The organism is Photobacterium jeanii, assembly GCF_001650345.1.
In the GTDB taxonomy this organism is placed as follows: domain Bacteria; phylum Pseudomonadota; class Gammaproteobacteria; order Enterobacterales; family Vibrionaceae; genus Photobacterium; species Photobacterium jeanii.
In genome coordinates this window covers 117,584-137,403 of record NZ_LVHF01000015.1, presented here as the reverse complement: position 1 = coordinate 137,403, position 19,820 = coordinate 117,584, and the positions used below count along the sequence as shown (strand labels likewise).

22 protein-coding genes are annotated in these 19,820 nt (G+C 46.4%); 12 read left to right on the top strand and 10 right to left on the bottom strand.

Going from position 1 to position 19,820, the window contains the following annotated elements; translation table 11 throughout:
• The first annotated feature begins 16 nt into the window (after positions 1–16).
• From rfaF to A3K86_RS08710, 6 genes are read left to right on the top strand one after another with little or no spacing between them, the layout of a single operon-like run.
• Positions 17–1,069 (top strand): ADP-heptose--LPS heptosyltransferase RfaF, encoded by a 1,053-nt coding sequence (rfaF, locus tag A3K86_RS08735; RefSeq protein ID WP_068330515.1) that lies wholly within the window; start codon positions 17–19, stop codon positions 1,067–1,069.
• The gene (gene rfaC, locus A3K86_RS08730) at positions 1,057–2,058 is read left to right on the top strand and encodes a lipopolysaccharide heptosyltransferase RfaC (protein ID WP_068330514.1); all 1,002 of its coding nucleotides are present in this window, start codon (positions 1,057–1,059) and stop codon (positions 2,056–2,058) included. The genes rfaF and rfaC overlap by 13 nt, the downstream gene beginning before the upstream one ends.
• Complete coding sequence (gene rfaQ, locus A3K86_RS08725; protein ID WP_068330513.1) at positions 2,058–3,167, top strand: putative lipopolysaccharide heptosyltransferase III; 1,110 nt, start codon at positions 2,058–2,060, stop codon at positions 3,165–3,167. The genes rfaC and rfaQ overlap by 1 nt, the downstream gene beginning before the upstream one ends.
• Positions 3,160–4,299: a glycosyltransferase family 4 protein gene (locus tag A3K86_RS08720; RefSeq protein ID WP_068330512.1), complete on the top strand. Its 1,140-nt coding sequence runs from the start codon at positions 3,160–3,162 to the stop codon at positions 4,297–4,299. Before rfaQ ends, A3K86_RS08720 begins: the two co-directional genes overlap by 8 nt.
• The gene (locus A3K86_RS08715; protein WP_068330511.1) at positions 4,296–5,393 is read left to right on the top strand and encodes a glycosyltransferase family 4 protein; all 1,098 of its coding nucleotides are present in this window, start codon (positions 4,296–4,298) and stop codon (positions 5,391–5,393) included. The genes A3K86_RS08720 and A3K86_RS08715 overlap by 4 nt, the downstream gene beginning before the upstream one ends.
• 1 nt (position 5,394) lies before the next feature.
• A complete protein-coding gene (locus A3K86_RS08710; RefSeq protein WP_068330510.1) occupies positions 5,395–6,513 on the top strand; it encodes a glycosyltransferase family 9 protein in 1,119 nt (372 codons plus the stop codon).
• 117 nt (positions 6,514–6,630) lie between these two features.
• On the opposite strand, the gene A3K86_RS08705 is transcribed toward A3K86_RS08710, so the two are convergent.
• Together A3K86_RS08705 and A3K86_RS08700 are read right to left on the bottom strand one after the other, a co-directional pair.
• Positions 6,631–7,836, bottom strand: coding sequence for an O-antigen ligase family protein (locus A3K86_RS08705; protein ID WP_068330509.1), 1,206 nt, complete (start codon positions 7,834–7,836; stop codon positions 6,631–6,633).
• Positions 7,837–8,865, bottom strand: a complete 1,029-nt coding sequence (locus tag A3K86_RS08700; protein WP_068330508.1) for a glycosyltransferase family 9 protein — start codon at positions 8,863–8,865, stop codon at positions 7,837–7,839.
• Between the two features lie 61 nt (positions 8,866–8,926).
• On the opposite strand from A3K86_RS08700, the gene waaA reads away from it, so the two are divergent.
• The 3 genes from waaA to coaD are packed head-to-tail and all read left to right on the top strand — an operon-like array spanning position 8,927 to position 11,500.
• On the top strand, positions 8,927–10,234 hold the full coding sequence (waaA, locus tag A3K86_RS08695; protein ID WP_068330507.1) for a lipid IV(A) 3-deoxy-D-manno-octulosonic acid transferase: 1,308 nt from the start codon (positions 8,927–8,929) through the stop codon (positions 10,232–10,234).
• Positions 10,221–11,012 (top strand): glycosyltransferase family 2 protein, encoded by a 792-nt coding sequence (locus tag A3K86_RS08690; RefSeq protein WP_068330506.1) that lies wholly within the window; start codon positions 10,221–10,223, stop codon positions 11,010–11,012. The genes waaA and A3K86_RS08690 overlap by 14 nt, the downstream gene beginning before the upstream one ends.
• Positions 11,009–11,500 carry a pantetheine-phosphate adenylyltransferase gene (coaD, locus tag A3K86_RS08685; protein WP_068330505.1) on the top strand — a complete coding sequence of 164 codons (492 nt, stop codon included), beginning with the start codon at positions 11,009–11,011 and terminating at the stop codon, positions 11,498–11,500. Before A3K86_RS08690 ends, coaD begins: the two co-directional genes overlap by 4 nt.
• A 73-nt stretch (positions 11,501–11,573) precedes the next feature.
• Here coaD and A3K86_RS08680 read toward each other — a convergent pair whose 3' ends face one another.
• From A3K86_RS08680 to radC, 6 genes are all read right to left on the bottom strand, one after another.
• Positions 11,574–12,578 (bottom strand): NAD-dependent epimerase, encoded by a 1,005-nt coding sequence (locus tag A3K86_RS08680; RefSeq protein WP_068330504.1) that lies wholly within the window; start codon positions 12,576–12,578, stop codon positions 11,574–11,576.
• Between the two features lie 143 nt (positions 12,579–12,721).
• Positions 12,722–13,531: a bifunctional DNA-formamidopyrimidine glycosylase/DNA-(apurinic or apyrimidinic site) lyase gene (gene mutM / locus A3K86_RS08675; RefSeq protein WP_068330503.1), complete on the bottom strand. Its 810-nt coding sequence runs from the start codon at positions 13,529–13,531 to the stop codon at positions 12,722–12,724.
• A complete protein-coding gene (locus A3K86_RS08670) occupies positions 13,531–14,034 on the bottom strand; it encodes a hypothetical protein (RefSeq protein WP_068330502.1) in 504 nt (167 codons plus the stop codon). The genes mutM and A3K86_RS08670 overlap by 1 nt, the downstream gene beginning before the upstream one ends.
• 198 nt (positions 14,035–14,232) lie before the next feature.
• A complete protein-coding gene (gene rpmG / locus A3K86_RS08665; protein ID WP_004405486.1) occupies positions 14,233–14,400 on the bottom strand; it encodes a 50S ribosomal protein L33 in 168 nt (55 codons plus the stop codon).
• Positions 14,401–14,413: 13 nt separating this feature from the next.
• Positions 14,414–14,650 carry a 50S ribosomal protein L28 gene (gene rpmB / locus A3K86_RS08660; RefSeq protein WP_005302534.1) on the bottom strand — a complete coding sequence of 79 codons (237 nt, stop codon included), beginning with the start codon at positions 14,648–14,650 and terminating at the stop codon, positions 14,414–14,416.
• 174 nt (positions 14,651–14,824) lie between these two features.
• On the bottom strand, positions 14,825–15,499 hold the full coding sequence (radC, locus tag A3K86_RS08655; RefSeq protein WP_068330607.1) for a RadC family protein: 675 nt from the start codon (positions 15,497–15,499) through the stop codon (positions 14,825–14,827).
• 249 nt (positions 15,500–15,748) lie between these two features.
• On the opposite strand from radC, the gene coaBC reads away from it, so the two are divergent.
• From coaBC to slmA, 3 genes are all read left to right on the top strand, one after another.
• Positions 15,749–16,957 carry a bifunctional phosphopantothenoylcysteine decarboxylase/phosphopantothenate--cysteine ligase CoaBC gene (coaBC, locus tag A3K86_RS08650; protein WP_068330501.1) on the top strand — a complete coding sequence of 403 codons (1,209 nt, stop codon included), beginning with the start codon at positions 15,749–15,751 and terminating at the stop codon, positions 16,955–16,957.
• 21 nt (positions 16,958–16,978) lie between these two features.
• Positions 16,979–17,434: a dUTP diphosphatase gene (dut, locus tag A3K86_RS22645; RefSeq protein ID WP_068330500.1), complete on the top strand. Its 456-nt coding sequence runs from the start codon at positions 16,979–16,981 to the stop codon at positions 17,432–17,434.
• Positions 17,435–17,665: 231 nt separating this feature from the next.
• Complete coding sequence (slmA, locus tag A3K86_RS08640; protein WP_068330499.1) at positions 17,666–18,256, top strand: nucleoid occlusion factor SlmA; 591 nt, start codon at positions 17,666–17,668, stop codon at positions 18,254–18,256.
• Positions 18,257–18,336: 80 nt separating this feature from the next.
• Here the strand turns inward: slmA and pyrE are convergent, their stop codons facing one another.
• The gene (gene pyrE / locus A3K86_RS08635) at positions 18,337–18,978 is read right to left on the bottom strand and encodes an orotate phosphoribosyltransferase (RefSeq protein WP_068330498.1); all 642 of its coding nucleotides are present in this window, start codon (positions 18,976–18,978) and stop codon (positions 18,337–18,339) included.
• A gap of 104 nt (positions 18,979–19,082) precedes the next feature.
• Positions 19,083–19,799 (bottom strand): ribonuclease PH, encoded by a 717-nt coding sequence (rph, locus tag A3K86_RS08630; RefSeq protein WP_068330497.1) that lies wholly within the window; start codon positions 19,797–19,799, stop codon positions 19,083–19,085.
• Between the last annotated feature and the right edge of the window lie 21 nt (positions 19,800–19,820).

Below are 19,820 nucleotides of genomic sequence, written 5' to 3'. Positions count from 1 at the left end.
AGAATGGGTTAGCATAATGAAAATTCTAATTATTGGCCCTTCTTGGGTGGGCGATATGGTGATGTCGCAAAGCCTGTATCGCACACTCAAAGCGAATAATCCGGCAGCAAGTATTGATGTGATGGCACCTGATTGGTGCCGTCCTATTCTTAGCCGTATGCCAGAAGTGAGTAATGTGATTGCAATGCCAATCGGTCATGGTGCTTTGCAATTAGGTCTGCGCCGCCAATTAGGTAAAGAGCTTAAACAAACTGGATACGACCAAGCCATCGTACTGCCAGGTTCGCTCAAGTCTGCGCTAGTCCCTTGGTTTGCCGATATTGCCAAGCGCACAGGCTGGCTAGGTGAAATGCGTTACGGCTTACTCAACGACTACCGCAAGCTAGACAAAGCAGCGTTTCCCCTGATGGTTGAGCGTTATGTCGCCCTAGCTTTCGATAAAGCTGAGATGACGTCTGCACAAGCATTACCTCAACCACTGCTCTACCCAGCACTGCAAGTCGACAGTGAAAGCAGTCAAGCCGCTTGCCAAGCGCTAGGACTAAACCAGCAACGACCAACACTGGCTATCTGTCCGGGGGCTGAATTTGGTCCAGCCAAACGCTGGCCGCACTATCACTATGCCGCAGCCGTAAGCCAACTGATTGAAAAAGGCTGGCAAGTTTGGATTTTTGGTTCAGGCAAAGACCAACCTGTCGGTGACGAAATCATCGCAGCACTTCCTGAGCAACACCGCGAGCACTGCGTTAATTTGGCTGGAAAAACCCAGTTAGAGCAAGCGGTTGATTTGATGGCAAGCTGTAAAGCAGCGATCACCAATGACTCAGGCTTAATGCATGTAGCCGCAGCGGTAGGTTTACCTCTAGTCGCACTATACGGCCCATCAAGCCCAGACTTTACCCCGCCTTTAACTCATCAAGCGAAAGTGCTCCGCTTGATTGATGGTTACTTGAAGGTGCGTAAAGGCGATGGCGAACAGGGCTATCATCAAAGCTTGATCGACATTACCCCACAAATGGCGCTCGATGCGTTGGATGAACTATTGGCAGGTCAATCATGCGCGTCTTGATTGTCAAAACTACCTCGATGGGAGATGTGATCCACACCTTACCAGCGATCACAGATGCAGTGCGTGCCATTCCTAGTATCCAGTTTGATTGGGTAGTCGAAGAAGGTTTTGCTCAGATCCCAGCTTGGCATAATGCTGTCGAGCAGGTGATCCCAGTGGCAATCCGTCGCTGGCGTAAAAATATCATCAACACCATCAAATCGGGTGAATGGCAACGCTGCAAACAGCAAATCCAAGCCCAACAATACGATGCAGTGATTGATGCCCAAGGCCTGATCAAAAGCGCCTTCCTGACCTGCAAAGCGCACGGTGAAAAACACGGTTACGACAAGCACTCGATCAAAGAGCCACTAGCCAGCTACTGCTACGACAAGCGCCATCCGGTAAGTAAAGAATTACACGCGGTCGAACGCATCCGCCAACTGTTTGCCAGCGCATTAGGTTACACCCTACCAACGCACACTGACGGTCAGGTACAAACCGGGGATTACGCGATTGCTCAGCACTTCTTGGCACAAGCAACACCAACCAAACAACCTTATTTGGTGTTCTTGCACGCCACAACGCGTGATAACAAGCATTGGCCTGAACAACACTGGCGTGACTTGATCGCCCAAGTATCTACACTCGGCTACCAAGTAAAACTACCGTGGGGAGCGCCGCATGAACAGCAACGCGCCCTGCGTTTAGCCGAAGGTTTTGACCACGTCGAAGTGCTGCCTAAGCTCAGCTTGTATCAAGTTGCTGAAGTATTGGCAAATGCCAACGCTGTGGTTTCTGTCGATACGGGTTTAAGCCACCTTGCGGCCGCGTTAGATAAACCCAATATCACCTTGTACGGTCCAACCGACCCAGGGCTGATTGGCGGCTATGGTCAAGGGCAGGTGTATCTCACCGCTTCGTCACTCAACCAACAAGACATGGCAGCCTTAACAGCTGAACACGTCTTTGCTCAGCTATCGCAATTATTACAACAAGGTGACAGCTAATGGAAACATCATGCTTGCAAGACTACCTGCCTCATCCGATTGATTGGGCACAAGTCAAACGCGTTTTGGTGATCAAGCTTCGTCACCATGGCGATGTCTTATTGTCGTCGCCGGTATTCCAAACGTTAAAAAATCATCACCCGCATTTAGCGGTAGATGCGCTGGTATATGCTGATACCGCTCCTATGCTACAAGCACATCCAGCTATCGATACGCTGCACGTGATCGATAAAAAGTGGAAAAAGCTTGGTGCGATTAAGCACATCAGCAAAGAAATCGAACTACTGAAAACCCTGCGCGGACAAGAGTATGATTTGGTGATCAACTTAACCGAAAGCCGTCGTGGTGCTTGGATAAAATGGGCGACAAAAGCGCGCTACGGTATCGCAGGTAATTACAAAAATCGCCAAGACAAATCGTGGAAAAAAGCGTTTCCATTGCGTTACCACTTACCGCGCGTAGGCAATACCCGTCATACCGTCGAAGTCCATTTGGATGCGCTTCGCAAAGCAGGTCTTATCATTAGGCCACAAGATAAACCTTTGATCCTTGAGCTTAGTGAGCAAGAGCACCAAACGGCTCGCCAACTACGCACGAACGTTGACGACAAAAACTTTATTGTGTTGCATCCCACTTCACGCTGGCTATTTAAAACATGGCGCATCGAACATTACCGCAGCTTGATCCAACAGTTATTAGCTGATGGTCATCAGGTGGTGATCACCGCAGCACCTGATAAAGTCGAAATGGGCTTGGTTGAAGGGATTTTAGACGGCATCGATCACCCGAACTTGCACAACCTTGCTGGTCAACTCTCACTGCGCTCGCTCGCTGCAACCATAGCGCAAGCCAAGCTCATGGTTGGTGTTGATTCGGTCCCTATGCACATTGCGGCCGCGGTCGACACGCCTTGCGTCGCCCTGTTTGGCCCAAGTGGCAATATCGAATGGGCACCATGGAGTGATAAAGCTCGCGTACTAACCTCGAACCATACTTGCCGTCCATGCGGCTACGATGGCTGTGGCGGTGGCAAAATCAGTGAATGTTTAACCGCAATCAGTGTCGAAACCGTGTATGCGGCAATTTTGGAGCAGTTATCTCATGACTAAACTCGCCATTGTGCGCCAGAAGTATCGCCCAGATGGCGGCGCGGAAAAGATCATTGCTCGCTCACTAGAAGGTTTGCAGCATGCTGAGCTCGATGTGTCCGTTATTACTCAGGCTTGGCCTAAAGACGCTAATTCTCAGTATCATGTCCATCAAGTTAAAAAGTCAGGGCTAACACGTACCACTAAAGCCAAAAGCTTTACACATAATGTTCAACAATATTTAGCGACGCACGATTTCGATATCGTGCAGTCTCATGAAAGAGTGCCTGGCTGTCACCTTTATCGCGCAGGTGATGGCGTTCACGCTCAGTGGTTAAAAATTAAAAACCGTCAAGCCAACACCCTACAAAAGTGCTGGCAACAGATGGATAGTTTCCATCGTTATATTCTTGATGCTGAGCGACAGATGTTTGAATCGAATGAGCTGCAAAAAGTCATCTGTATCTCCGAAATGGTCAGACAAGATATTATTAACCACTTCGATATATCAGAAGATAAACTCGTTACCATTTATAACGGCATTAATTGCGAGCAGTTCACGCCCACTTGGCAAGATGATCAACGCCAACTTCGTCAAGAACTCGCCTTACCTCAAGATAAGCGTATCTTGATTTTCGTTGGCTCCGGCTTTGAACGTAAAGGCGTGACCGAGGCGATTCAGGCTATTGCTCAAACCAATGAAGACACAATCTTGTTAGTTGTCGGTAAAGAGAAAAAACTAGCAAAATATCAAAAACTGGCTTCTGAACTTAATATCACTGAGCGCGTAATGTTTATGGGGGTACGTAGCGATATAGCCAAACTGATGGCTGCATCAGATCTATTACTGCACCCTGCACACTACGAACCATTTGGGAACGTCGTGTTGGAAGCGATGGCAGCAGGCATTGGAGTTATCGTGTCTGACTCAGTTGGAGCTAAAGACCTCGTTGAGCCTACTGTAAATGGTTATATTTGCGAAACATTCTCGGCAAACTCCCTCGCTAACTGTTTAACACAATGTGAGACCCAAGCTCAGTTACAACAATTAGGGCACAATGCTCGTCACACCGCAGAACAATTTACAATCGAGAAAATGGTGACTGATATGACGGCCTTGTACTCCACACTAATGAAAGAAAAACACTCATGAAAAAATTAAACATCTTACATACCGAATCATCCTGCGGCTGGGGTGGTCAAGAAATTCGTACATTGACAGAATCTGAAGGCATGATCGCACGTGGTCACCAAGTGACTATTGCCTGCCCTTCAAACTCAAATATTTATACCGCAGCAAAAGAGCGTGGCATCAATACTGTTGCGTTACCAATCAACAAAAAGCGCCCTGCGGCACTGATGGCAATGTACCGTTTCCTAGCTGAGAATCAGTTCGATGTGGTGAATACCCATAGCTCTACTGACAGCTGGTTAGTCTCTTTATCACTGGCATGGAATAAATCACGCCCAGGTATTGTGCGTACCCGCCACTTATCCACTGCGGTTCATAATAAGAAAACAACCCAGTGGCTATATCGAAAAGGTAATGATTTCATTGTGACCACAGGTGAAAAACTTCGCCAAACACTACACAGTGATAACGGCGTAGCATTAGATAAAATGCAATCCATCCCGACCGGTATCGATGAAAACCGCTTTGTTCGCCCTGATGACAAACAGCAAGTGCGCCAAGCGTTATCACTACCGACCGATAAAACCATCATTGGTATTCTGGCAACGATTCGTTCATGGAAAGGACATGAATATTTAGTGGAAGCAGTGGCATCACTGAAGCGCCAAGATAATCATATTCTGATCGTAGGGGATGGTCCGTTTCGTCCCACACTAGAAGCTAAAATTGATGAATTAGGTATTCGCGACCAAGTCACACTGGTGGGTAATCAAGACGATGTTGTGCCTTGGTTGCAGGCAATGGATTTATTCTGCTTACCGTCTTACGGTAATGAAGGTGTACCGCAAGGCATTATGCAAGCCATGCTATGTGGCTTACCTATCATCTCAACCGATGTAGGCAGTATTCTTGAAGTACTTCACCATGAGAAAAATGGCTACTGCGTGGAAACCAAAGACAGCGTATCACTGGCGAAAGCGATTGAAACATTACTGGATAACCCAGCCTTACGCGAAGAATTTGGCGCCTACAGCTATCAACACGCCTCAGCAAATTGCACCATGACTAAGATGGTGGATGAGATGGAAGCCATTTTCCAACGAGTAAGCAAGTAACATGTCATCGCGCACGGGATTTCGCTTAATTCAGCTCGGGGCTATTTTGCTCCGAGCACCTCGACTTATATTCAAACGCCGTCAGCAACCTCAATCACCTAAGCGCATTCTCGTTATCCACCAGTTATTACTGGGTGATGCGCTAATGGCAACAGGGTTACTCGCCCATCTGCGCGATAAATACCCTGATGCAGAGATTGATGTCGCGGGTCCTCCGTTTCTCGCCGGGCTTTATCAATCTAAACCCTATAATGTCTCTTTTATCGGCTTTACCCCTAAAAACTGGCGTTCCTTTTTTTCCATATGGAAACAGCCTAACTATGATTTAGCGCTACCTGTATTAGACAACCGCTTTTCATGGACTGCTTTTGCTATTGGCGCACGATGGATCAAAGGCTTTGCCAATACCAAGACCAACTATAAAGATATCCCGTTTAATGAACTGATCCCAATTCCAAACCAAGCAACCTCCATTACCGACATGATGAGTTTGCTGAGCGGATCTCATTCAACGCTAACCTTTGACCCATCACAATGGCCAGCGCCGCAACACAAGACTTTTGAGCTGCCAAGTAAGCCTTACGTAGTATTACATTTAGGAGCCAGTACACCACTAAAATTTTGGCCAAGTGAGAACTGGCTAAGACTCGCGAAAGGAATGGAAAAACTCGGGTTCACTCCTGTTTGGAGTGCAGGACCAAACGAGTTAGCTTTAGTTCAAGCCGCCGATCCTTGTGGTAAATTTCATTCCTTTGGCGGCAAATTAGATTTAGCGCAGCTATGGCACTTAATTGAGAATGCGACATTACTGGTAAGCCCTGATACAGGGATCACCCATATAGCTAAGCACACCGCCACTCCAACTATTGCGTTATTTGGCCCTGGCAGTGAATTACTTGCTGGACGAGGGGAATTTTTTCACGACTCTCCATATCACACCCTAGCGACCAATATAGTTTGTCGAAATCATCACAATTTCTTCAAGCGTGATGTGACATGGGTGCAACACTGTAAGCACAACATAAACACCTGTCCACATAATGCTGAATGTATTAAGAGCTTACCTTTTGACCGTGTGTATCAAGAGTGCTGTAAGCTACTGGGGATACCAAAAAGTTAAGGACTGGCTGCCTCTTAATTAAGAGATAAGCCTTAATATTCAAGCGAAAAAAAGAGAGCTATTTCAGCTCTCTTTTTTGCGGGTTACTGGTTACTATTCAATCCAATAACGACTGAGTTATTTACTTTCTTCGACCCTGTTCGCATTCATAAAGAAGCCAATCAGAATCCAAAATAACAAGAGTGAATTTCGGATAAAGAAATCATCCGTCATGCTCTTGGCAAAATAGCCGACAAAAACAAGCAAAGCAACCACAGTTATTTGGTCGTGTTTAAACGGTAGCACTGATTTTTTAAACGCCAAACCGTATAGCAACATAAACAGGGCTAAGCCAATAACACCCATCTGCAATTGCTTATTTAACAATACATTATGCGCATGAATCTTATTCAAATGGTTAAAGTTACTTGGGAACTCACCTTTAAACGTTTCCCGTGGCATCGCATATCCCGCACCATAACCAAGAACTGGGCTTTCGAATGCTTTATCTAAGTAAAAGTCCCACATATATAATCGAGGATCGTGTTTAGATACCGACTCAACTTGCTCAAAAGCATTTTGATGCTGGTGCGCTTTTAAGCCAAAACCAAAAAAGAACAATGTAGCTGCAAGCGGTAGCATGACAGCAACAATAACTGTACGTCTAGCGATACTCAAACGCCATACTATGCCGAACACGTAAACAGCATAGATTAGCGCAAAGCAAACAAACGCCATCCGGTTTTGAGTTAGAAACGCTGCATAAACAATCAATACTTGATATAGCACGCCCACACAGATCTTTGTTTTTTGCTTAGTGACAAACAAGTAAAAGCTCAAAGCAAAGAACAACACAAGTAAGGTTGAGGCATCACCCACACCAGGTAAATGCTTTTGGGTAAACGCCGTTAATACCTGGACTTGAATACCGAAATGGTCAATCATCTGCATCGCAGATAAAATAACCCCGCCAAACAAGACAGCATAAATAAAAACATCTTTACTCTTTTCTTTGGCTTTATAAAAAGCAGCAAAACTCAGCGCAAATGCAAAGACGGTGTAGAGGTTTTCTTTACGCAGATCACCGATCACCATCTTTGGCACGACGCTCCATAAGGCTGATAAACCATAAAGTAAACTATAAACACCCCAAATAATTAATACCCAACGGCATGCTTTCATCGCGTCTTTATTAAAAAAAGCCACCAAACCGCCAACGGCTAAACACACAGTAATTAAGCCACCAGCATCACCTAACGGCATTACTATTGCCAATAGTGACACGATAGATAATAAAAACAGCTGACTTTTCGTCATTTTATCTTCAGCTAATTGCGCTTTCATTTAGTTACTCATTAACTCGTTCCAATGCTTATAAGCCATATCGACAGATACGGAAGAAGCTTTACCATCGTCAGTTTGCAGAATTTGATAATGCTCACACCATGGGTGCCAGTGATCAACTGGGGTTTTACCAAAAAACACCAGCAGTTTTTTATCTAAAGCCGCCGCTAAATGCATTGGACCACCATCGCTACAAATTATACTGCTACACAATGAAAATCCCGCCTTCAGCTCTTCAATAGAGGCTGTTGGCACCGGGCTAACATTAAGCCCCTCACATTGTGCTAATAATTCTTTGGCTCTTAATGAATCGCCTTTATCTGAGTTATCTTCCGCTTTTTCTGGAGCCCAAAACAGCAAAAACTGCGTATCACTCTCTTGCTCGGTAATTTTCTGCATCAAAGTAACATAGCGCTCAATCGGCCAGCGGCTATCGGGGCGACGTACACTAATATGAATTCCAACAACTGGTTTAGTGATATCTAAATGAGACAACTGTGTTTGTAAACGCTGCACTTCATCATCAACAGGGAAAATTTTATTAGTAGGAATGCTCGGCACCTGCTCGGTTAACGCCGTTAAGTAACTATGAACATGTTCTACTTGATGTTTTCCTGAAAAATCTTCAGGCATAAAAGAATGCGTTAAACAATTTTCACCCTGTATGTTGGCGCCTATGATTTTTTTCGCGCCGACCAACTTGGCCACTTTTAAGCTTTGCTTACAAGGTTGAGGATTTGCCAAAATCGCAACATCTACACCTTTTAGGCGTAATTTGAGTAATTGTGAAAAGCGCTCAATATAGGTTGCCAACACACTTTGATTATCTTTTCTATGCTTGGTCTTGGTATAAATAAATGTCTCGTCAATGAAAGGATTACCTTCAAGCACAGAGGCATTCATTGAATTAACGTAAGCAAAAAGATTACATTCAGGCTCTATATTTTTTATCGATTCAAAAAGTGGCGTGGTACATACCAAATCACCAATATTATCTCTGCGGATAACGAGTATATTTTTTCGTTCCATCTAACGTCGCCTGTCTATATTGTGTAAACTAGCCTCAATATTCATCGCATAAACCTATCTGATGGCTAAATTTACCTACAATCTATTATTGCTTATCATCCAGCCACTGATTGCTGCTCGATTACTGTTCAGATCATTAAAAGCGCCATTATATAAGAAGCGATTGAAAGAACGCTATGGCTTTGCCCCACCTTTTGCCAAAGGCGGTATCTGGCTTCACTCGGTCTCAGTAGGTGAAACTATCGCCTCAGTGCCGTTAGTCAAAGCATTGCAACAGGCATATCCCGAGCTGCCGATCACGATCACCACGATGACACCAACTGGCTCGGAGCAAGTAAGAAAAAGCTTTGGTGACAGCGTGCAGCATTGCTACCTGCCTTATGATCTACCCTTTGCGATGGGTCGACTGATCGATAATTTAAGCCCTAAGCTGGCGATCGTCATGGAAACCGAGCTTTGGCCTAACATGATCCACCAGCTAAATAAGCGCCAAATTCCGGTGATGCTCGCCAATGGCCGCCTATCCGCCCGCTCAGCCAAGGGCTATGGGAAAGTCAAAAATCTTGTGGCGCCAATGCTCAACGAAATGTCGTTAATTGCCGCTCAATACCAAGCCGATGGCGACAGGTATGTTGAACTCGGCCTACCAAAAGACAAATTGCACGTCTGCGGTAGCGTAAAGTTTGATATCGATGTCACTAAAGAGCAGTACGAACAAGCACAACAACTAAAACAAAGCTGGGCTTTCGAGCGTCCAGTGTGGATCGCTGCCAGTACCCATGACGGTGAAGATGCTGTCATCTTAGCTGCACACCAGCAGATATTGCAGCACTCCCCCGATGCCCTGCTCGTCTTGGTTCCTCGCCATCCTGAGCGTTTTGATAGTGTTGCTACCCTCATTGCTGAACATGGCTTTAGTTACCTCCGTAAGAGTGAACAAACGAGCCTATCAACAAGTGTATCAACTAACGTATCCGCAGATGATTACCAAGTGGTGCTAGGTGATACCATGGGTGAACTCATGACACTGTTCGGCGTCGCTGATGTCGCCTTTATTGGCGGTAGCCTAATTGAACGAGGTGGTCACAATCCGCTAGAGCCCGCGGCTTATGGTCTTCCTTTGATTATGGGGCCGCACACATTTAACTTCAGTAGCATCTGCCAGATGTTAACCGATGCTGATGCTCTTAAGACGGTAACTAACAGCCAAACACTAGCAACCACCATCAACCGCTATCTGCAATCACCACAGCAAGCAAAAGCACAAGGTGGAAACGCCTTACAAGTGCTTAAGCTTAATCAAGGCTCGCTTGCGAAACACCTCGAGCTCATTGCGCAACTTCTGGAGAAACCACATGTCAACCACTAATCGCGCAACGCTATCTGTTGTATTGATTGCCAAGAACGCCGCCACTACCTTACATGCGTGTCTTGAGTCCGTGCAATGGGCTGATGAAATCATCCTTTTAGATTCGGGAAGTGACGATAACACCACCGAGATCGCCTCTCAATTTGGCGCTAAGGTATACAGCAACCTTGATTGGCAAGGCTACGGCAAACAACGTCAAATCGCCCAGCAATACGCGACCTGTGATTACACCTTCATGATTGATACCGATGAAGCCGTCACACTAGAGCTCAAAGCCAGCATTGAAGCGGTATTAACCCAGTCAATTAAAAATAATGTCATTTATAGTTGTGCTCGTCGTAATTGGTTCCTTGGCCGCTATATGTACCACTGCGGCTGGTATCCCGATCGCGTTATGCGCCTCTACCAAACCCAAGAGCGCAGCTATAACGACAACTTAGTCCATGAAGCCGTTGACACAACAGGGGCAACTGTCGTTAACCTCGATGGCGACCTCTTACACCAAACCTGCACCAACTTTGCGGATTTTCAACAAAAGCAACTAACTTATGCCAGAAACTGGGCTCAAGATCGTTTTCAGCAAGGGAAAAAAGTGGGCTTTGGTAGTGCATTTAGTCATGCGATTGGTGCCTTCTTGAAAACCTACCTCCTGCGAAAAGGGGTACTCGATGGTGCTCACGGCTTACTTCTTTCCATCATCATTGCGCAATACACCTTCAATAAGTACATTGCACTTTGGTCTTTACAACAATCAGTTACCAATAAGAGCGAATCATGACGGATAAAAACACGGTCATCTACCCTGGCACTTTTGATCCTATTACTAACGGTCACCTCGACTTAATTGAGCGTGCCGCAGCGATGTTTGATCACGTGATTGTTGGCATTGCGGCGAGCCCAAGTAAGAAGCCGCTGTTTGATCTTCAGGAGCGTGTCGCGCTAGCCGAGCACATTACGCGCCACTTAAGCAATGTCACCATTGTTGGCTTCTCTGGCTTACTGGTTGATTTTGCGAAAGAGTATCAAGCCAATGTCTTGGTTCGTGGTTTGCGTGCAGTTTCTGATTTTGAGTATGAATTCCAGCTCGCCAACATGAACCGTCGCTTGATGCCTGAGTTAGAAACGGTATTTCTCACTCCAGCGGAAGAGAACTCTTTCATCTCGTCGACCATAGTGAAAGAAGTGGCGCTGCATAACGGCGATGTCAGTCAGTTTGTTGACCCATTTATCACTGATGCTCTTATGAAGAAGCTACATACAAAGTAACTAGCTAGCGTCCGGGAATAAACAACAAAGGGAAGCCATTGGCTTCCCTTTTGATTTCTTGCAAAACTGCGATTTATTTTTGGTAAAACTCACGATACCAATCAACAAAGGCTTTGACCCCTTCGGTCACTTTCACCTCTGGTTGATAACCCGTTGCCGCAAATAAATCTTGCGTATCAGCATAAGTCGCGTACACATCACCAGGCTGCATTGGCATAAAGTTTTTCTTCGCTTCAATGCCTAACGCATCTTCCAATGCTGTAATGAAGTCCATTAGCTTCACAGGGCTACCGTGACCAATGTTATACACACGGTACGGCGCAGAACTCGTTGCAGGTGAACCCGCTTCAACGCTCCACTCACTGTTTGGCTCAGGGATCACATCTTGAATACGCAAAATACCTTCTACGATATCATCAATGTAAGTGAAGTCGCGGCTTAGCTCACCGTTGTTGTAAACATCGATCGACTCGCCTTCAATGATTTTCTTGGTGAACTTAAACAGCGCCATATCAGGGCGTCCCCAAGGGCCGTACACAGTAAAGAAGCGCAACCCTGTAGTAGGCACACCGTAAAGGTGCGAGTATGTGTGCGCCATTAACTCGTTAGACTTTTTGGTCGCAGCATACAGAGAAATAGGGTGATCAACACTGTCTTTAGTATCAAATGGCATCTTTTGATTCAAGCCATACACAGAGCTTGATGATGCGTAGACTAAGTGTTTCACCTTGTTATGGCGACAGCCTTCAAGGATGGTCAAATGCCCCACCAAGTTACTGTCAGCGTACGCCATTGGATTATCCAACGAATAACGCACACCTGCTTGCGCTGCCAAATGAATTACGCGATCAAATTGCTGCTCAGCAAATAATGTCGCGATACCTTCACGATCGGCTAAATCCAAGGTAATGAAAGTAAAATTATCATCAGCAATGCGCTCTAGACGTGCTTCTTTCAATGACACATCGTAGTAATCATTTAAGTTATCGATACCGATAACTTGATGACCTTGCGCACAAAGTCGCTCTACAACGGCACTACCAATAAACCCAGCCGCGCCTGTTACTAAATATTTCATTGTAATCCTTTCTGGTAGATAGATACTTACCACTAATTAATTCGGTTAAAGATGCCATAGAACGACCTAATGAAAGCAATAGCTTTCATTACATCATTCCATTTGAAAATAAAAAATTAATCGCTTTGCGAGTAAATTCAAAATCATCGCTGGCACACACTACAATACACTGTAGTGCGTTGACCAATCTTCACTTCACTGAGTGTATGATCGCACCGTGGACACGCTTGCCCTGCTTTACCATACACCTGTAATTCTTGCGCAAAATACCCCGGTTTACCGTCGGCATTTTTAAAATCTTTAAGCGTGGTGCCCCCTTGCTTAATAGCAAAAGCTAACACCGCCTTAATCGCAGCCACCAAAGCCTCTACCTCTTGGTGAGTCACTTGATAGGCTGGGCGCTGAGGAGAGATTTTAGCACTGAATAAGGCTTCGTTGGCGTAGATATTACCGACACCAACAACAATTTTATTATCCATAATCAATTGTTTGATCACGGTACGTCGCTTATTCAGCTTGGCAAACAAGTAATCAGCATCAAATTGTGCATCTAGCGGCTCAGGACCAAGCTTTGCCAACACCTCATGCTCGGTATCTGGCGCAGCCCATAACCAAGCCCCAAAGCGACGAGGGTCGTTATAACGCAACATCTCACCACTTTCCAACACTAAGTCCACGTGATCGTGCTTTTCAGCAGGCACATCAGCAGGAAGTACTCGTAAGCTTCCTGACATTCCCAAGTGTACGATTGCTGTGCCTTTCTCTGTATGAAGCTGTAAGTATTTGGCACGACGCGTAACATGGGTGATCACCTGCCCTTCAATATCGTGGATCACATCAGGGATCAACCAGCGTAGTTGATACTGGCGGATCTTAATGATCTTAACCTTTTGCCCTTCCACATGCGGGCTAATCCCCATGCGACTGACTTCAACTTCCGGTAACTCAGGCATTACTGCTCTCTTTTCGTATCAGGTACTGGGAACAAATAACTCGGCTCAACCGACACAGCCAACCATTGTGCCTGCCAGTTTTGTAACAACCAAAACTGTGGCAACTGATACACAGTAACCCGCACAGGTTCAGCTTGAGTCGCTAACCATATCTCAACGCTCGTCGGCTGTGTTAATTGTGGTTTTAGCTTTGCCATCACCTCAGGCTCCACAGGGGTGCCAGTGAGCTCTCGCCAATGCATTATTGGCGCGGTATCGCCACTCGCAATACCATCAAGCAACCAATGTTCGCCTTCTCGTTGATAATGACGGGCTGGCAGAATGAGCTGAGTGATATTGGCATCACTCGGTAATAAGCGAACAAGTAAAGGGGCTTCATCGACAGTCGCTTTAACTGTCGTACCAAACTTTTCTTTAATTAAGGGGGGCAATTGAATCGCAGCAATAAACATCAATACCGCAAAGATAATGACATTGTTCCAGCCACGGCGAGATAACTTCATTGAAAGCTCCAACTAACCACTTAACACAAGCTTATACCAATATCCGTAATCACTGGATGGTGAGCGTTCACCACAACAAAGCTTGATGCTGCTAGAAAAGAGTTATCATACCATCAAAGATCGCGCTGCTAACGGCGAATTTCAGGTATAAAAAAACCCAGACTAAGCTGGGCTTTTATCAAAGAGGTGAAAAATCAATTACTTGATTTTAGCTTCTTTGTACATAACGTGCTTGCGAACTACAGGATCAAATTTTTTGATCTCGAATTTGCCTGGCATGTTACGCTTGTTTTTGTCGGTAGTGTAGAAGTGACCTGTACCAGCAGATGATACTAGGCGGATCTTCTCACGAATGCCTTTAGCCATTACTCAAATCCTCTTAAACGTTCTCGCCGCGAGCACGCATATCTACAAGAACAGCATCGATGCCTTTCTTGTCAATGATACGCATGCCTTTCGCAGAAAGGCGTAGTTTAACGAAGCGTTTTTCGCTTTCTACCCAGAAACGATGAGTTTGCAGGTTCGGCAGAAAACGACGCTTGGTGGCATTACGTGCGTGTGAACGGTTGTTACCCGTTACAGGACGCTTACCAGTTACTTGGCATACTCGGGACATTACTGTCTTCTCCAAATCGTTTCAGCTCGATATCTACCGTGGTCTCATTTGATGTAAAAAAATGATTTACATATAACCACAGCTATCAAAGGTCGCGCATTATACTAAGTCAAAAGCAGTTGCTCAAGTCCCGAGCAGATCCTTTCTTCATTTTTTAGCCCAAAATTGGCTATTTTATAGCCAACCTCGTTCAGAAAAAGAAACGATTTCCCCATCGCCCACCACAAAGTGGTCGAGCACTCGAATTTCCACCAATGCCAGAGCATCCGTGAGTTTTCGGGTGATTCGACGGTCAGCCTGACTAGGTTCAGCAACGCCTGACGGGTGATTATGCGCTAAAATGAGCGCGGCTGCATTAAGTTCCAGTGATCTTTTTACAACTTCGCGCGGATAAACAGCAGCTGCGTCGATCGTACCTTCAAACATTACCTCCCCAACGATCACACGATGTTGATTATCAAGAAATAAAACGTAGAACACTTCACGATGACGATCGCGTAAAATTTGACTCAAATACTGCCGTGTTTGTTGTGGGCTGGTCAGGGCATCGCCTTTTTTGAGGGTTTCTTCCAAATGACGATGGCTCATCTCCATCACAGCTTGTAGCTGCACATATTTAGCTGGGCCAAGCCCCTTCACCTGACAAAAATCACGCTCATCAGCTGCTAATAACGCACGCAAGGATCCAAATTCTTCGAGCAATAACTGCGCCAGTTGGATCACATTGATCCCCGGTAAGCCAGTACGTAAAAAAATCGCTAATAATTCGGCATCGGTTAAAGCCTTGGCACCAAATTGAAGTAACTTCTCACGGGGTTGTAGCTCTGCAGGTAGATTTTTCAGTGTCATAACTTTGCCCTTAAGGTAAGCCACTAACACATCCTGCCCACTCGCAGAGCACAAACCCTAAACGCACAAACTGGGAACCACCTACCCTAAGTTGACGCAATACGTGCTGCATTTTAAACACTTCTGCGACTTAGCCACAGGCAACACATACGGCGAATACAGTGGCTGTGGCTTGATCTCAACCGATGAATCGCAACAAATTTGATGCTATCGTGTCAGGCTTGTTTTTGGGATAAATCAGGCAACATCATGCAAACACTAGCAGGAAAAAAGATACTTCTCGGGATCAGTGGTGGCATCGCCGCATACAAGTGTGCAGAGCTTACCCGTCGTCTAATTGAGCGCGGTGCGCAGGTTCAGGTCGTGATGACCAAAGCCGCTAAAGAGTTCATTACCCCACTCACGATGCAAGCCGTCTCTGGCAATCCAGTATCTGATAGTCTGCTAGATCCTGCCGCTGAAGCGTCAATGGGACATATCGAACTCGCCAAATGGGCTGACATGGTGTTGTTAGCACCAGCAACAGCCGATCTCATCGCACGGATCAGCGCGGGGATGGGCAATGATTTACTATCAACGCTTTGCTTAGCAACCGACTCACCAATCGTGGTTGCGCCAGCGATGAACCAGCAGATGTACAATAATATTGCGACCCAAGAGAACATTGCGACTCTTAAACGCCGTGGCTTCCATATTTGGGGCCCTGCGAGCGGTGAGCAAGCTTGTGGTGATGTTGGTCCGGGTCGGATGTTAGAGCCGATGGATCTTGTGCATCGTGCAGAAGCCTTTTTAGGATCCAAGGATCTTGACGATCTTTCGATCACCATTACTGCCGGTCCAACGCGTGAAGCGCTCGATCCCGTACGTTATATTTCGAATCACAGTTCAGGCAAAATGGGTTACGCCATTGCACAAGCTGCCGCCGAACGTGGTGCCAAGGTCACGCTGATCAGCGGCCCTGTGAACTTAGCGACACCAGCGAACGTCACCCGCATTAATGTCGATAGCGCAGAAGAAATGCATCAAGCAGCAATGACACACGCAACCCGTCACGATATTTTCATCGCTTGCGCTGCCGTGGCTGATTTCCGCCCTGCCACTGTTGCTGAGCAAAAAATGAAAAAGCAAAGCGACGAAGACACCATGACGCTGACGCTGGTGAAGAACCCAGATATTGTTGCCAGCGTGGCAGGTCTGAGTGAACAACGCCCATTCACCGTTGGCTTCGCGGCTGAAACCCAAGATGTCGAGCAATACGCGAAAAGCAAGCTAACCCGTAAAAACCTCGATCTCATTTGTGCCAACGATGTCGCACAACAAGGCCAAGGCTTTAATAGCGATCAAAACGCGCTTCACCTTTATTGGCCTCAGGGTGATAAAGCCCTGCCGCTAACGGCAAAAAGCGAGCTAGGCAAACAACTGATTGACGAAATCACCACGCTTTACCGTGGTTTATAAGCAACAACTAAAGAGAACACCATGAAAAAGATCGACCTTAAAATCCTAGACCCTCGCGTGGGTAACGAGTTTCCCCTCCCTGCATACGCGACGGAAGGATCGGCTGGGCTCGACCTCCGTGCCTGTCTAGATGCAGCGTTAACCGTTGCGCCGGGAGAAACTCACCTGATACCGACAGGGTTAGCCATCCACATTGGCGATCCAAGTCTTGCTGCGACTATTTTGCCGCGTTCAGGCTTGGGCCATAAACACGGTATCGTGCTGGGCAACTTAGTGGGCTTAATTGATTCTGATTACCAAGGTCAGTTGATGGTATCAGTATGGAACCGTGGGCACGATCACTTCACCATTGAACCAGGCGATCGTATCGCTCAGTTGGTGTTTGTCCCTGTGGTGCAAGCTGAGTTTAATCTGGTGACTGATTTTGATAGTAGCGACCGCGGTGAAGGCGGTTTTGGTCACTCAGGGCGTCAATAATTCACCTTCCATCGCCATCCTTGTCAGCGATACGGTGTATTCAAACAAAATAACAATGCAAAAACGCAGCCTTAAGGTTGCGTTTTTTTTGCCGATATACATTTTTTACCGATAACTCGTCACTATAGGTAGCTAATGCTTTTCTCTGTGTCAGCGCACCGTTAAGATAGGCGGGTTTTTCTATACCCAGCAACCATCTGTGGTAGTCATCTCGAAAAGGAACGGTTATTCATGGCAGGCAACAAAAAAAACAATCGCCGCGAAGAAATTCTCCAGGCTTTGGCGCAAATGCTGGAGTCTGCACAAGGTAGCCAACGTATTACTACCGCCAAACTGGCAGCACAAGTGGGTGTTTCCGAAGCCGCACTGTACCGTCACTTCCCAAGTAAAGCGCGGATGTTTGAAGGCCTGATCGAATTCATTGAAGATTCCATCACCACCCGCATTAACCGTATTCTTGATGAAGAAAAAGACACCCTAAATCGCCTACGCATGGTGCTACAGCTTATTTTGGTGTTTGCCGAGCGCAACCCAGGTCTGACTAGGATCATGACAGGTCATGCACTGATGTTTGAACAAGACCGCCTGCAATCGCGCATCAACCAACTGTTTGAGCGTATCGAAACCCAAATTCGCCAAGTGCTGCGTGAGCGCAAACTGCGCGAAGGTAAAGGTTTCCCGGTCGATGAAAGCATTCTTGCAGCGCAACTGCTCGGTCAAGTAGAAGGCAGCCTGAACCGCTACGTACGTTCAAGCTTTAAGTACAAGCCAACCGACAGCTTTGACGATTACTGGGCATTGCTAAGCGCCCAACTAGGATAAATTCTATTTCTGCCACGCAGAAACAACAAAGGCTTGCCAGTGGCAAGCCTTTGAACTTTTAGCGCAAAGCAATTTTTCGATTATACGCCGTATTCTGCACGGTACGCTTTTACCGCTTCTAGATGCGCTTCCATACCAGCCTGCTCTGACAAGTAAGTCACCACATCGCCTAGCGATACAATCGATACCACATCACAACCAAAATCACGCTCGACTTCTTGGATAGCCGATAGCTCACCTTTGCCTTTCTCTTGGCGGTCAATCGCAACTAACACACCCGCTAAGTCTGCGCCATTTGCTTTGATGATTTCCATCGACTCACGGATCGCAGTACCTGCGGTGATCACATCGTCCACCAACATAATACGACCTTCTAGCGCACTACCGACTAGGTTGCCGCCTTCACCGTGATCTTTGGCTTCTTTGCGGTTAAAGCAGTATGGCGTATCAATATCATGATGATCTGCCAATGCTACTGCCGTGGTTGTTGCAATTGGGATCCCTTTGTACGCAGGACCAAACAACACATCGAAGTCGATACCAGCTTCAACCAAAGCTTCAGCGTAAAAACGGCCGAGGCGCGCAAGATCGCGACCTGAATTAAATAGCCCAGCATTGAAGAAGTATGGGCTCTTACGACCAGATTTCAGTGTGAACTCACCAAACTTTAATACACCTTTCTCTAGAGCAAATTCGATGAACTGACGCTGATATGCTTTCATTGTGACTCCTTAATTTGGGTTGTGTTTCTATTCATCCAATCTATCGATGTCATTCGACAAATTTTAGACAAAAAAAAGCGACTCAATCGAGTCGCTCAATGTAATTAACTTTCCAGCGCTGCCTTCTGCATCGCAATAATGTCGGTAATACCGTCTTTCGCCAGAGCCAGCATTGCCAGCAACTCTTCATGGCTAAAGGCTTCCCCTTCGGCAGTACCTTGAATTTCGATCATCTTGCCTTCTTCGGTCATCACCACGTTCATGTCGGTTTCAGCCGCTGAGTCTTCAACGTATTCCAAATCACAAACAGGCTCGCCGTTGTAAATACCAACGGAGACTGCTGCGACCATGCCTTTTAGTGGGCTTTGCTTAAGCATGCCTTTTTCTAGCATGTAGTTAATCGCATCCACCAGCGCAACCATCGCACCAGTAATAGACGCCGTACGCGTGCCGCCATCAGCTTGAATCACATCACAATCAACGGTGATCATTTGCTCGCCAAGCGCTTCTAAATCCACCGCTGCACGCAAGCTACGTGCGATCAAGCGTTGGATTTCCATGGTACGACCGCCCTGTTTACCACTTGCCGCTTCACGACGATTACGTGAATGCGTTGCACGCGGCAACATACCGTATTCAGCAGTTACCCAGCCCTGACCTTTACCTTTTAGCCAACGCGGTACATTCTCTTCCACGCTCGCGGTACAGATCACTTTTGTATCACCGAACTCCACTAATACTGAACCTTCAGCATGCGCAGTAAAGTTACGCGTAATGGTAATTGGACGAACTTGTTCAGGCTTTCTGCCACTTGGACGCATCGGGATAACCTCTGACTGAGT